Below are 13,013 nucleotides of genomic sequence, written 5' to 3'. Positions count from 1 at the left end.
GAATGGCAGATGAGCAAAATTTAAATAGATTTAAGATGTTTGGATTTTATTGTTAACTATAAGTAAAAAAATTGGTTGGTATTATTTGCCTTAGTCTTTAAGAGAATTCCAAATTAAATCCCCTTAAACTTAAGGTATATTTTTTAATTTTATAACTAGTTATGTACAATGAATAGACTAACCCTACAAAAAGAACAGTATTCGATCTCTGTCATAAGACAGTCGTTATACTGGATGACATCAATAACAGAATGGACATTGACAGAAAAAGACACTACGTATGAGGTGTCCTTTAAAGACTGTAATGATGATGCTTTATTTCAATTTAATCGCCTATTGAATGATTATACTTTAAGAGAACAGATTGATATAAAGACAAGAGATATCAGAAGCTCGATTATGAGTAAAGTATTGGCCAGTATTGATGAGCGTTTATCTCAATGAATCTTTTACCTTTTAATTTTGAAAAAATAAGTGAAGAAGATTTTTTCATAAGTAATCTTGCGGGGTATTCGACCACGCTAAAGTCTGAAAATTTTTTTGAGCTAGTTAACGAACATGCAACATCGAATGAGCAACTAAACAAAGAACTAATAGAAAAGCTATTTATTAGCAATAATGTTTTGTTAGCAGAGAAGATGCTTTCTTCAGCACTTGGAAAAAAAATAACAAATGAGATCAAATTTTCTCCTATTTTTATGATAGTACCGACTCTCAGATGCGATCATACGTGTAAATATTGCCAAGTTAGCCGCGCCTCATTATCAGCCAAAAATTTTGATCTTAAAGAAGAAAAAATCCCTAAAATAATATCATTAATAAAAAAGCTTTCATCTAAACCATACAAAATAGAAATTCAGGGAGGGGAGCCTCTACTACGTTTTGATTTAATAAAAAAAATATATCAAGAAGCCGTGATAGTACTTGGGGAAGAAAATATTGAATTTGTTATTACATCAAGTCTATCTTTGCTTAACGATGATATGATTGATTGGTCTATCAATAAACCTATCTATTATTCGGTTTCTCTTGATGGAACGGAATCTATCCATAATAAGAATAGAATTTTACCCAATGGCAATTCATTTCAACTCGTTGAAAATAATATTAAAAAATTACAGAAAGCGCTTGGTAAATCACATGTTGCAACAGTGACCACAGTGACAAAAGCTTTACTTGACTCCCCACATTTGCTACTGGATGCACATCAATCGTTAGAAATATTCGATATTTTTATTCGGCCTATTAGTCCTTATGGATTCGCTAAAAACAAAGAGGATTACACTATTGATGAGTATCTTGCTTTTTATTCCAAACTATTAGAGCTTGTTCTTGAAAAAAATAAGCAAGGAATTCCATTTGTCGAACATTCTGCTGCAATCCACATTAAAAGAATAAATAATCCAAATTTTGCTGGATACGCAGATTTGAAATCACCTAGTGGATTGATTTTCAATAGCTTACTATTTAATTATGATGGAAAGCTATATGGTAGTGATGAGACTAGAATGTTACAAAAAGTCCATCCTGATATTGATTTTTCCATTGGAGATATAGAGCAGCTTATATTTTCACAAAATCCTATCTACCATCAATTGCTGTCTGACTCACTGAATATGCTCCATGTCGGATGTGATAATTGTGCGTATCAACCTTTTTGTGGCGTTGACCCATGCCAAAATATTAGCCTATTCGGTGAGCCTATCGGTAATAAAAGCTTATCGCGTTTCTGTTTATATCATAAAGGTATGTTTAATCTCTTATTATCTAAAATAATAAAAAACAATGAAGATGCAAAGATTCTAAAGGAATGGTCTTATGCCTAACGTTGTAAGAAATGATCAATTTATATTACTTGAGCCAATTCCTGCTGGATATTACCAGCTATATAAGGACCAGCTATCTAGCCCTGAGTTTTATTTTGATAATATCCTAGTCGTTAAGGAAAAGAGTGCAGAATACCATACTGCTGGAGTGAAACATGTTATAGCGGATGAAACATTATATCATTCAATCGAAAGTGGTGATATTGCTTCTGTAACAATGAACAAAATGAGAATTATTCTTTCTAGAAAAGCCAATCATAATACGCTATTGCTGACAGAAAGATGTAATAACTTATGTTTATTCTGCTCTCAGCCACCTAAGAATATATCCGATAGTTGGTTATTAGATGTTGCTACACAAGCGTTAGCTGCATTTAAATTAGAAGGAGTTATTGGAATTAGTGGCGGTGAGCCTTTGCTTTATGGGATTGAATTTATTGAGTTTTTGGAGCGTGTTAAAAATAATACGCCAAAAACAGCATTACATATTCTGACGAATGGCAGAGCATTTAAAGATTTAATGTTTACAAAACAAGTAGCAAATATTGCAAAAGAGCTTCCTATTACTTTTGGGATCCCGCTATATTCAGCCTCAGCAAGTATACACAATAAACTAGTATCAAGTGATGGTGCATTTGAAGAAACAATATCAGGCATTATCAATTCTGGTAACAGTGGATTAAACATAGAATTAAGATTTATTCCTACAAACTATAATTATTCAGATCTATATGCTGTTGTTGAAATGGCAGGACGTGTTTTTTCAAACATCAATCAAATTTCAGTAATGAATTTGGAAGCGACAGGGTGGGCTCGTAAAAATTGGAAATCGCTTTACGTAAATCCTGAGACCTATCTTGAATCACTACAAAAAGCGATTGATATCGCAGAAAGATCTCAATTACCTATTGTATTATTTAATTATCCCCTCTGTCATATCTCACAGGATCTATGGCAGTATAGTGTTCAATCAATATCTGATTGGAAGAATTACTATCCTGATGATTGCCTTCACTGCAAAATGATGGGCGAATGTGGAGGGTATTTTAGTTCATCTTATGGTCAATACCACCAACCACCGAGAGTTATAGTATGAAAAAATGGAATTTAGCAGCATTATTACCTGGGTTTCTTGTGCTAAATAATCAAGTATTTGCAGACTCTGCGATTACGTTTAAAAATGAACAATCTTATCAACCCGATGATCTTATTTTTGCTCCTTTAAATACTGAAACGCCAATATATATTGCAGGTCATCGAAGTCATAGTTCACATCGAAGCCATCGTAGCCACAGTTCTCATCGTTCTTCCTCGGGTGGTGGTTATTATCGTTCGGCTCCTGTAACACCATCTTATTCGGCTCCAGCGACAAATAATCAACAGCGTAATTTATCTGGAAATGCACAAAATTCAGCTAACAAAAATGACTATGCAGCAAATATTAGGCAATCAACACTAACAGCAGAACAACGTAAAAGATTGGTGATGCGGGTTCAATATGCACTTTTTGAGAGAAATTATTTTGATGGGGTAATAGATGGTGTGATGGGGCCTGCAACTAGAAACGCGATAACGCGTTATCGACAAACATACGGGTTACCGCTTAATGTGTTTATAGATGCAGAACTGCTGAATTCCTTGGGAATATATGCATCAAACTAATCAAGGCTAATGTTGCCATGTAAGGATATTTAATGAAGGGCTATTTTCTTTTTATATTAACATTCTTTTTTCTGGCATCGTATATGCTGATGATTACCTCTACAATTATCGTTATGGTACAGGTTCACCATATGGGTATAATTATGATGTTTCTGGAACAGATGATTATGGTGAAAGTGTCAGCGGGAATATTGATATTCAAGGGAAATACGGAACAGGTATAATAACTAATTCAGATGGTGAAGAAGTGGATGTTGATGTTGAATGGGATGGTTATGGCGAACTTATCGCTGAAGATGCTGATGGCAATAGCTATGAATTATCAGTTGATTAGCCTAAGATCCAACATAACAGATATTAACTAAATATCACTCAGTGTAAACATCGTATGTATACGATAAACAATGATAGCAGTTACCATTTATATCCAACACCGATGGTATAGTTGGTATTGTTAGAATCACCTTTATCTGCATTGATTTTTTCTCTAATAATACTGGCATTCAAATTTAGTCCATCGGTTAAGTGATACATCATGCCAAGTCGAGCATTTAAATCGAGGCTCACATCATTATTAAATCCTCGACCAATACGACCTTTGGTGTAGATGCTTATTGTTTTAGCAAATAGGTATTGGTTAAAATCCCAAGCCAATGACCCTTGCATATAATTATCATTGACCCCATTGCGATATGTCATGTGTTGATAACTGAGAAGGCCAGTAAATGAAAGCGAACTTAGCTCGGTATTCCATACTTGCCAACCAGGGCCTGTGCCAACACCACCTTTGGATTTTATGTCTTCGATCCAATCATGTTGATAATTAAGTGAGCCACGCCAGAAGAAAGATGGATTAATAAAATAGTCTAATTCATAACCTAAATTGTAGTAATAACTACTGACGTTATGGTCATCTTTATTCCGGAGCATTGCACCATTTAATCCATGGCGCCAATCTTTCGCCGATATTTGCATATTGGCATCGAATGAATATTTCTCACTGCTTGAGGCCCCTTTATTATAGGTAGCGCCTGCATTTATTCCACCCGTGATTTTTGTTTGTTTTAGGGGAGTACCCTCTAGTTTTTTACTTAAAACCAAATCATCGTTAATTCTCATTTTTTGATGCTTATCACCACTAATTAGGATTATTTCGCCTTCTTTTGACGCTTCAATTGCATCGATTTGTTGCCATTTATCTGGAGAACGCAGTTTGATAACGACCGGTTCATCAATATCAAATGTCTTTATATCATTTAGTTTGACCCTTAATTCTCCAGCATAACTGGTTTTAATAAGCACCTTATTATCATCAATAATACTTATCATTCCTGACAGAGAATCTCCATTTTTCAAATAGATATTATCAGCATAAGCAGAGGTTGTAATTGAACCTATAATTAAAATTGCTAAATATCGCATTAAATTAAACCTCATGCTGTGCTAGTGATATCAATCACTTAACCGTAACGCCGATAAAATTCGATATCAATAGCCTTTACTCAACTAGGCGGTATATTTATTTTCATTTACTAAAGTATAAATTTATTTAACTCTCAAAGAGGGTGAAAAATAAATATCACTTAAGTATTTTTTGGTTTGGCATTAATAAAAATCCCATTGGTTTGCTTTTAAAAAATCACGGGTATTTATCAAGCTAGGGTCAATAAGGCCATCAGAAAAAGAATGATTGATATCGTAAAATTGATCTATATGACCACCTTTTTAGCAGTTTGAGTGCTATATTATTAACTCCTACGCGATGACAGAGGTGAACCAATGAAAATGTTAACGCTGCAAGAAATGACCGATGCTCAACGGGTTAGAGTAAATACGCGGCTCGGTCAAGAGAGAAAGAAATTGGGGCGTGAATTAACCAATGCGGAGCACAGTAGGGTAAAAAATGAAATTGTTGCTGAAATATCAAGGGAAGTTGAATTAGCAGCGAAAAAAGCGAGGGCACAAAAAAGGAAAGACAAGTTAGCTGCTAGTGATGAAACATACAGTTGGTCAACACATAACCATCGGCGAGGTTTCCGTTAACTGTACTACCTTGAATTGACCAATAGAACTTATTACTACTTACAGAGGGATGAGATTGGCTCTGTAAGTAGGCTCATTTCTTTTAAAACGCATTAGCGGTAAGCCACTGTAAAACATCCTCATAGCAACCACGATATATAATTCGATCTTGTTTTTTCTCGAGTTGATAGTGGTACATTGGGTCGTAATATTCATGAAGTAGGGGGCATAACCAAGCAAAATGGGCCTCTGTTGAGCCGCTTTTTTGTTGTTCGATTAATGCGCTATCTAGCAAGGTGCTGAGTTCTGCCGCGCGTTGTGTACCTAAACGACGACGAATTGCCGATATGCCATGATGCAAGTATTCACTGTAAGCCTCCCAGCCTTGCTCTTCACCATAAGTACTTAAAAAGTCGTGAGTCATACGATCAAAATACTCAGCTTTAAGCCGCTCTAAGCGTAATTCAAATGGATCTTCAACGACCACTAATGGTGCTTGTGCCATTTGGGTACGTAAAGGTTGAGGGAGGCTATTTGCACCAATTGCACGGCCTTCATCTTCGATGACCCAGCGGGAATATTGTTGTGATTTTTTCAGCAGTTCAACAGCAAGATGATTTTCAAATGTAGCTTGCGAATATTGCTGTTGTAGTGTGCGACCAAAAGAAGAACCTCTATGATGAGCGATACCCTCAAGATCAATACCATCCGGCAGTTTACGTACCATTGTTGTTTTTCCACTACCAGTACACCCACCAATAAGGACAATCGGTCGTTGTACTAACTCTTTTGTTAACTCAATAACTGTCTGTCGTAAGGCTTTATAACCACCAACAATTAATGGGTATTCAATACCGATTTCACGTAGCCATTGCTGAACAATGTGTGAACGCATGCCACCTCGAGCACAGCAGATATAGCCTTGGGGAAATTGTTGGCAAGCTTTATGCCATGCGGCTAGTCGTTCTGAGCGAATGGCACCATTAACCAATTGGTGGCCTAATTCGACCGCTTTTTTCGAACCTTGCTGTTTGTAACAGGTCCCAACGGCTGCACGCTCTGCATCATTCATTAAAGGCAAATTATGAGCTGCTGGCATTGAGCCTTGTTTAAATTCAATAGGCGCGCGAACATCAATTATTGGTGTATCTGTGGCTAGGATCTGTCGAATATTTTTCACTAAAGGAGTTAATTCCATAATAAAAACGGTGATATCAATCCAATCGAAGCGACTACTATACTCCCATGTTGGAATGAAGGCACGCAATCATAAGGCTGGCTCTTAGACAATCAGCCAGCCACATTAGTGACGCTGTCACATTTGTTATGCTATTTTGTATTTTAAGAGATCTTTTCTAAGATCAATTTCACTATTTCTTCTAAGGGTAACATACCGTCAATAATGTAATCACTGTCGTTTTTTTCTCTTTCCTGTATCGCAACATAAGAAGGCCGCGAAACTATTCGCTGATATTTACAAAAATTTCATGGCGAATTGCGTTTTGGCGGTTCCGTAAAATGCGTCGAGATAAAGTGATATCTAATGGGGTTTCTAAAAGAAGGCATATGAAATTTTATTAGCTAATACAGGATGTGCTTTTGCAAAAGGGTAACCTAAGAGGATGTAATTAAATTTACCTTAAGCAATTTTGTCATCAATACAGTGGATGAATGGTGTAATATCCCATTCATCATAATTTACACCACAGGTAATCCAGTCATCAATATCTGACGAGTCGGTTGGATAATCATAACCGTCAGCAACTATGAGGGCGTATTTTTGCTAGCCCTTGTGTTTTTGTATCATATAAACGCCATAGAAATGATTTTTTTGAGTTTTTACTTTGCAAGCCGCTCTTCACATTGAGATTTTATTGTAAGAATAAAATCTTCGATTGCTTTTGAGTTTGAAACATCAAAGGTCTCACCGGTTAAATAGGTTCGTTGTGCCGCTGACAACAATTGATAGTGTGAGGGGGTATTAATCCTATGTAATAACCAATCCGCAGCCTCTGATTTGGAGGCAATTTTTTGTGTCGACAAGGTATACAAAATGCGTGCTAAGGCGAGAATAATATTACATTCATCATGTTCCCAGTCGTCCTGATCGTTCCATTGTTCTAGTGTCGCTTTTAGCGCTTTTGATAAATCACTGAACGGAATAGGCGGAAAAGAGTGAGCAGCATCGTTACCTAGTATTGCAATGCTGTGCTGGTGAACTTTAGTCAGTAAAATAGCGATATCAGGGTCGATTTGAGGCGGCTCAAATATCCCTGAAACAATATCATCTCTAAGCCACTCGCCAAATTGTAATTCACGGCGAGGAGGGTAATGCCATTTCTTAACTGATTCATTAAGTAAGACTGTTACCTCTAACGCGCGTTGTTTTGGATCGGAACCTGGCCAAGCCGAAACCGTTAAAAGTTCGCTCATCAATTGTTGACGTTGCTGCTCTGAAAGAGGGGCATCGACAGTAACGAGTAAGTCAATATCACTAAGAGGTTTTAGGCCACCATGTAATGTGGAGCCATAAAGGTAAATACTATTTAGTATCTCGCCAAGGTGTTTGTCAATGAGCTGACAGGCGGATTTAACTTGTTGCAGTATGCTAGTATCAATATGTTCAAAATTCATATTAGTTTTAGTGTCTTTGTTATTAATTTTATCAACAGGATCATACACTAATAAGTCATCAACAAATCAGAATATGGCAGAATGAGGATTTGGGTAATTACAGTATTACATTTTCAAAATACTGGCGCGTTTAATACACGCCCATGCTACCACGAGTAGTACAAATAAAAAATTTTACCTTTGAAAACCTGTGATATTTTCAGAGTTAATAATTTTGTCATGTATAATAAACAAAATAAATCTTGCATCAGACCGATCGGTCTATTACATTGTCGATATGAACAGAAAGACTGAACATGATACCCGGGAACATCTTCTTGTCACTGGTGAGCGCCTTTGTCTTCAGCGTGGTTTTACTGGAATGGGGCTAAGTGAGTTGCTAAAAACGGCAGAAGTACCAAAAGGGTCGTTTTATCATTATTTCCGCTCTAAAGAAGCTTTTGGTGTTGCGATGTTAGAGCACTATTACGCCGGCTATCTACAAAAGTTGGTGAAGCACTTCGAGCATGGAGCAGGTAATTATCGTGATCGTTTACTTGCCTATTATGGAAAAATGTTAAACAACACTTGCCAGTTTGATCATACAACAGGCTGTTTGACGGTGAAGTTATCAGCAGAGGTATGTGATCTATCAGAAGATATGAACATTGCGATGGATCAAGGTGTGAGCCAAGTCATCGCGCTACTGGCACAAACACTGGAAAATGGACGTGATGAAAAATCACTGAATTTTTCAGGGGAGTCACTATCTGTCGCACGGGTTCTTTATTCTTTATGGTTAGGTGCAAATTTACAGGCAAAAATATCGCGTAGTAATAAGCCGATGGAAAGCGCACTGGCCTATGTGGAAAAAATGATTGCAGCGCCTGAAAGTTAACAGGCGTTTTTATTTACTCAATTACTAGTCGACCGGTCTAATCTGGAGCTTTTATGTCACAGAAAAAACTATTTACACCTCTTAAAGTGGGTACACTAACCGCACCAAATCGTATTTTTATGGCACCACTAACCCGTTTACGTAGCATTGAACCCGGCGATATTCCGACTCCATTAATGGGGGAATATTATCGCCAACGTGCCACCGCTGGGTTGATCATTTCAGAGGCGACTCAAATTTCTGCACAATCAAAAGGCTATGCCGGAGCTCCAGGGCTACATAGCGCCGAGCAAATCGCTGCATGGAAAAAAATCACTTCAACGGTTCATGAAGCAGGAGGGCGTATTGCTGTTCAATTGTGGCATACCGGGCGAATTTCTCATGTTAGCCTTCAGCCTAATGGGTTAGCTCCCGTCGCACCTTCAGCAATAAGTGCAGGAACACGGACATCATTACGCGATGAAAATGGCCGTGCTATCCGTGTCGATACATCCATGCCTCGTGCATTAGAAACAGAAGAAATTCCAGCGATCGTTAATGACTTCCGTCAAGCGGTTGTTAATGCACGGGAAGCAGGTTTTGATATGGCTGAATTGCATGCTGCTCACGGTTATTTACTGCATCAATTTCTCTCTCCATCCGCGAATCACCGTACTGACCAATATGGTGGAACAAGGGAAAATCGTGCTCGTTTTCTTTTAGATGTTGTTGATGCAGTTTGTGCGGAATGGGGGTCTGAACATATTGGGATCCGTATCTCACCTATAGGTACATTTCAAAATACCGATAATGGGCCGAATGAAGTTGACGATGCCCTGTATCTCATTGAAGAGCTAGACAAACGTCATATTGCCTATTTGCATCTGTCTGAACCTGATTGGGCGGGCGGTCAACCATATACTGATGATTTCCGTCAAAAAGTGCGTGAACGCTTCCACGGTGTGATCATTGGTGCTGGCGCTTACACTACAGAAAAGGCAGAAAATTTAATCGAGAAAGGGTTGATTGATGCTGTTGCATTTGGTCGTGATTTTATTGCTAACCCTGATCTCGTCGTTCGCCTTAAAAATAAAGCTGCACTCAATCCTCAGCGCCCTGAAAGCTTTTATGGTGGTGGCGCAGAAGGGTATACAGATTATCCATCTCTCTGAGTATTAATGTTGATAGCGGCGATAACTCGCCGCTAATATTTAACACTCACATATATATGAATTAACGTATATGTTAGGTTGGTATAAATTGATAACATGATAAAGAAGTGGATGTGGAACCATTACAATTATTCAAATTATTAAGTGACCAAGCGAGATGAGATATTGTACTGCGGCTAAACGTATCGGGAGAGTTATGCGTATGTGATATTTATACGGTATTAGATTTTTCTCAGCCAAAAACATCTCGCCATCTTGCAATGCCACGTAGCTCCGGTTTATGACTTGATTCAAAACACGGTACATAGATAAGGGGTCGACAATTGTTTACCCAATTTATCCTGTTCTAATTGATGTTTTATGTATTCTTGTATTCGTTTCGTATTCTTACCCACCGTATCAACAGAGTATCCTCCGCACCAAAATTCTCTTTTACGATATTTAAACTTTAAATCGCCGAACTGTTCATAAAGCATTAGGCTACTTTTCCCTTTTAAATATCCCATAAAGCTCGAAACACTCATTTGAGGCGAAATGTCCAACAGCATGAGTATTAGCAACTGATTACTAATACCTTATCTAACTAGAAATGCTTTCGATACACTACATAATAGTAACATTACTTCACTATATGATTTTTTTAAATTTAAGGATACGGATTGAGTATTTACACATCATTTTATACTTAAGGGATATATTCTGATATTTGGCAGTAAAAAAATTCTAGTTAAATTAAAAAAATACTCAGAAAATAGGTTATTATATTTATGTGTTAGTAAATAAATGTAAACATATATTTCAATAAAACAATAAAAAATTTTAAGAAAAATCTGTTTTTAATTCAATACTAAACCTTAATAGCGGGGTTTATGAGTTTCAATTTTTATTATGCATTATGTGTTGTTTTTTTGTTGATGATAATTTTTTAAGTCAAATCATTTTAAAGTTAAAAGATTAAAAATGTCTTTTTATTCATATGATTATTGTTCATTGGTGGTGGTGCGCACAATATGAGCAAGTTAAGTGAGTGTTAAATTATAGTTAAGAACAACTATAGGGACAATTGAACGTTTAACTCTCATTTTTAATGAAGAATATTTAACGATTGAATTATTAAAAATAAAAGACAATTACATTTGCTTACTCACTGCATGAATATTCACTCTAGAAAAAAATTTTTTTTGGATTAGAATCTTCGCCAATCCCGTTAATTAAGTAAGTTAAGTTTTTTTCAATTAATTAAACGTGGATGTCAATATGGAAATATGAGTGTATATGGAAAACATGAATTTAGAGTTTAAAAATAAATTTCTTTAAAAGAAAACAGGAAAAGAATCGATCAGCCTATTCATTAAGTTGAAATCAATTCATTTCTATTTAAGTCCTGCGATTAAAAAGGGTGTTGTAATCGTAGGATAAATATTAACTTACACCCAATTATTAATAAATATTTAAGGTCTTATTATGTTTAATCAAAAAAATATGATTGCTCTATGTGTTGCTGCTGGCTTAGGATTCGCTGGTGCTGCTTCTGCAGGTCAAAACGCTCAAGTAAATGTTTCAGGTCAAATCGCAGCTGCAACCTGTGATTTAAGTGTTAGCAATCCTAATATTGACTTAGGTACTCACATTTCTGCGGATATTACAGCAGCTGGTGATATTGCTTCAAGTGCAAAAGACTTCACTCTACAATTAACTAATTGTAGCAAAGATCAAACCGGTGCATCAGTTCAATTATTTGCTAAAGGAACTGCATTGGACGCGAATGGTGATTACTTCAACAACACTGCAAATGCAACTGTTGGTGTTAAATTAACTGCTGATTCTAAACCAGTTAAACCTAACACAAGTGTTGATTTAACTTCTGTGACTGGATTAGCTCAAGGTTCTTCTGCTTCAATCGCAATGAACGTTGGCTTATATTCAACAGTAGGAACTCCTGCTTCACAACGCATTGATGCTCCAATTACATTCTCTGTAAGCTACGAATAATAATTATTTAAATGAGATGGCAGAAATGGCCATCTCATTTATTACTTGTTACTTAATAGAATGACTATTGGAGATAAATTATGAATTTGATGTCAACTATCAGATACTCAATAATTGGAATGATGATATTTGGTCTTGAAATTACAGGACTATCAGCTGCTGGGGTAGGCCTTAATACTACTCGAATTGTTTTTCCACAAAATAGCCAATCTATTCCGGTAACTGTTCGCAATAGTACAGAGAACGAAGAATATCTGGTTCAGGTATATTTAACGAAAACACCTAGTGATTCTACCCAAGAGAAGGTATTTGATATTCTTCCTCCTATGCTCTATTTGAAGCCGGGACAACAGCGAGATGTTCGTATTACTGAAACCTCTAGCTCAATGAATTTACCGAAAGATCGTGAATCAATTTATTACTTACATGCAAGAGCAATCGCACGCAGTGAAAAAAATTCAGAGTTGGATGTTTCAAATATGAAAGGTGATGTAAAAATTGCAATAGAAAATGTGATTAAAGTATTTTATCGCCCAACTGGGTTAGTTCAGACTTCTGATAAAGCACAAGAAAGTTTGACGTTTTCAGCAGTTCAAGGCGGTGTGCAAGTCACAAATAACTCTCCTTATTATATTACATTAGCATCTTTAAAAGTTGGTAATAAGCATATAGATATTTCAGCTAAAAAGAACAACACGATGGTGGCGCCTTTTAGCAATATAATTTATCCGACAACTGTGAATACAGGCCCAATCACTTGGGTAACTATTAATGATTTAGGGGGCTATGTTGAACATACGAAACCATAAATTATCCACCTTAGTCGCATGTTTATTAATGGCTTCTACA

Annotated in this window: 12 protein-coding genes and 2 pseudogenes; 10 read left to right on the top strand and 4 right to left on the bottom strand. The window is 36.5% G+C overall.

The annotated features are described in order from the left end of the window. Positions 1–168: 168 nt before the first annotated feature. The 4 genes from hxsD to hxsA are packed head-to-tail and all read left to right on the top strand — an operon-like array spanning position 169 to position 3,488. A complete protein-coding gene (hxsD, locus tag PSF11_RS02595) occupies positions 169–444 on the top strand; it encodes a His-Xaa-Ser system protein HxsD (protein ID WP_072502265.1) in 276 nt (91 codons plus the stop codon). Then, positions 441–1,826 (top strand): His-Xaa-Ser system radical SAM maturase HxsB, encoded by a 1,386-nt coding sequence (gene hxsB / locus PSF11_RS02590; protein WP_072502266.1) that lies wholly within the window; start codon positions 441–443, stop codon positions 1,824–1,826. The genes hxsD and hxsB overlap by 4 nt, the downstream gene beginning before the upstream one ends. Continuing rightward, positions 1,819–2,922 carry a His-Xaa-Ser system radical SAM maturase HxsC gene (gene hxsC, locus PSF11_RS02585; RefSeq protein ID WP_072502267.1) on the top strand — a complete coding sequence of 368 codons (1,104 nt, stop codon included), beginning with the start codon at positions 1,819–1,821 and terminating at the stop codon, positions 2,920–2,922. Before hxsB ends, hxsC begins: the two co-directional genes overlap by 8 nt. Continuing rightward, the gene (gene hxsA / locus PSF11_RS02580) at positions 2,919–3,488 is read left to right on the top strand and encodes a His-Xaa-Ser repeat protein HxsA (protein ID WP_004919908.1); all 570 of its coding nucleotides are present in this window, start codon (positions 2,919–2,921) and stop codon (positions 3,486–3,488) included. Before hxsC ends, hxsA begins: the two co-directional genes overlap by 4 nt. Positions 3,489–3,902: 414 nt before the next feature. On the opposite strand, the gene PSF11_RS02575 is transcribed toward hxsA, so the two are convergent. Further along, positions 3,903–4,910: a DUF481 domain-containing protein gene (locus PSF11_RS02575; RefSeq protein ID WP_040133142.1), complete on the bottom strand. Its 1,008-nt coding sequence runs from the start codon at positions 4,908–4,910 to the stop codon at positions 3,903–3,905. A 357-nt stretch (positions 4,911–5,267) separates the two neighbouring features. On the opposite strand from PSF11_RS02575, the gene PSF11_RS02570 reads away from it, so the two are divergent. After that, positions 5,268–5,531 carry a DUF3811 domain-containing protein gene (locus tag PSF11_RS02570; protein ID WP_014658383.1) on the top strand — a complete coding sequence of 88 codons (264 nt, stop codon included), beginning with the start codon at positions 5,268–5,270 and terminating at the stop codon, positions 5,529–5,531. An 82-nt stretch (positions 5,532–5,613) separates the two neighbouring features. Here PSF11_RS02570 and mnmH read toward each other — a convergent pair whose 3' ends face one another. Further along, positions 5,614–6,708 (bottom strand): tRNA 2-selenouridine(34) synthase MnmH, encoded by a 1,095-nt coding sequence (gene mnmH, locus PSF11_RS02565; protein ID WP_072502993.1) that lies wholly within the window; start codon positions 6,706–6,708, stop codon positions 5,614–5,616. 641 nt (positions 6,709–7,349) lie between these two features. Further along, the gene (gene aadA36 / locus PSF11_RS02560) at positions 7,350–8,144 is read right to left on the bottom strand and encodes an ANT(3'')-I family aminoglycoside nucleotidyltransferase AadA36 (protein WP_071821194.1); all 795 of its coding nucleotides are present in this window, start codon (positions 8,142–8,144) and stop codon (positions 7,350–7,352) included. Positions 8,145–8,421: 277 nt separating this feature from the next. On the opposite strand from aadA36, the gene PSF11_RS02555 reads away from it, so the two are divergent. From PSF11_RS02555 to PSF11_RS02545, 3 genes and pseudogenes are all read left to right on the top strand, one after another. After that, the gene (locus PSF11_RS02555) at positions 8,422–9,021 is read left to right on the top strand and encodes a TetR/AcrR family transcriptional regulator (RefSeq protein ID WP_040133144.1); all 600 of its coding nucleotides are present in this window, start codon (positions 8,422–8,424) and stop codon (positions 9,019–9,021) included. Between the two features lie 53 nt (positions 9,022–9,074). Further along, entirely contained in the window at positions 9,075–10,172 is a 1,098-nt protein-coding gene (locus tag PSF11_RS02550) for an alkene reductase (protein WP_072502268.1), read from the top strand. A gap of 164 nt (positions 10,173–10,336) precedes the next feature. After that, positions 10,337–10,453, top strand: a pseudogene (locus PSF11_RS02545) (ArsR family transcriptional regulator); the annotation flags it as partial. A gap of 9 nt (positions 10,454–10,462) precedes the next feature. On the opposite strand, the pseudogene tnpA reads toward PSF11_RS02545, so the two are convergent. Beyond that, positions 10,463–10,726 (bottom strand): annotated as a pseudogene (gene tnpA / locus PSF11_RS02540) (IS200/IS605 family transposase); the annotation flags it as partial. A 910-nt stretch (positions 10,727–11,636) separates the two neighbouring features. On the opposite strand from tnpA, the gene PSF11_RS02535 reads away from it, so the two are divergent. Beyond that, positions 11,637–12,164 (top strand): fimbrial protein, encoded by a 528-nt coding sequence (locus PSF11_RS02535; RefSeq protein ID WP_004919941.1) that lies wholly within the window; start codon positions 11,637–11,639, stop codon positions 12,162–12,164. A gap of 80 nt (positions 12,165–12,244) precedes the next feature. After that, positions 12,245–12,973 carry a fimbrial biogenesis chaperone gene (locus PSF11_RS02530; RefSeq protein WP_004919944.1) on the top strand — a complete coding sequence of 243 codons (729 nt, stop codon included), beginning with the start codon at positions 12,245–12,247 and terminating at the stop codon, positions 12,971–12,973. The last annotated feature ends 40 nt before the right edge of the window (positions 12,974–13,013 follow it).

The organism is Providencia sp. PROV119 (assembly GCF_028482435.1).
GTDB classification, from domain to species: Bacteria; Pseudomonadota; Gammaproteobacteria; order Enterobacterales; family Enterobacteriaceae; genus Providencia; species Providencia stuartii.
The sequence above is the reverse complement of the archived record's forward strand: the minus strand, read 5'-3'. Positions and strand labels throughout refer to the sequence as shown.

Excerpts from the sequence above, each read along its gene's own strand:
- hxsD (WP_072502265.1), top strand. The coding sequence starts at position 169 with ATGAATAGACTAACCCTACAAAAAGAACAGTATTCGATCTCTGTCATA.
- hxsB (WP_072502266.1), top strand. The coding sequence starts at position 441 with ATGAATCTTTTACCTTTTAATTTTGAAAAAATAAGTGAAGAAGATTTT.
- hxsC (WP_072502267.1), top strand. The coding sequence starts at position 1,819 with ATGCCTAACGTTGTAAGAAATGATCAATTTATATTACTTGAGCCAATT.
- hxsA (WP_004919908.1), top strand. The coding sequence starts at position 2,919 with ATGAAAAAATGGAATTTAGCAGCATTATTACCTGGGTTTCTTGTGCTA.
- PSF11_RS02575 (WP_040133142.1), bottom strand. The coding sequence starts at position 4,910 with ATGCGATATTTAGCAATTTTAATTATAGGTTCAATTACAACCTCTGCT.
- PSF11_RS02570 (WP_014658383.1), top strand. The coding sequence starts at position 5,268 with ATGAAAATGTTAACGCTGCAAGAAATGACCGATGCTCAACGGGTTAGA.
- mnmH (WP_072502993.1), bottom strand. The coding sequence starts at position 6,708 with ATGGAATTAACTCCTTTAGTGAAAAATATTCGACAGATCCTAGCCACA.
- aadA36 (WP_071821194.1), bottom strand. The coding sequence starts at position 8,144 with ATGAATTTTGAACATATTGATACTAGCATACTGCAACAAGTTAAATCC.
- PSF11_RS02555 (WP_040133144.1), top strand. The coding sequence starts at position 8,422 with ATGAACAGAAAGACTGAACATGATACCCGGGAACATCTTCTTGTCACT.
- PSF11_RS02550 (WP_072502268.1), top strand. The coding sequence starts at position 9,075 with ATGTCACAGAAAAAACTATTTACACCTCTTAAAGTGGGTACACTAACC.
- PSF11_RS02535 (WP_004919941.1), top strand. The coding sequence starts at position 11,637 with ATGTTTAATCAAAAAAATATGATTGCTCTATGTGTTGCTGCTGGCTTA.
- PSF11_RS02530 (WP_004919944.1), top strand. The coding sequence starts at position 12,245 with ATGAATTTGATGTCAACTATCAGATACTCAATAATTGGAATGATGATA.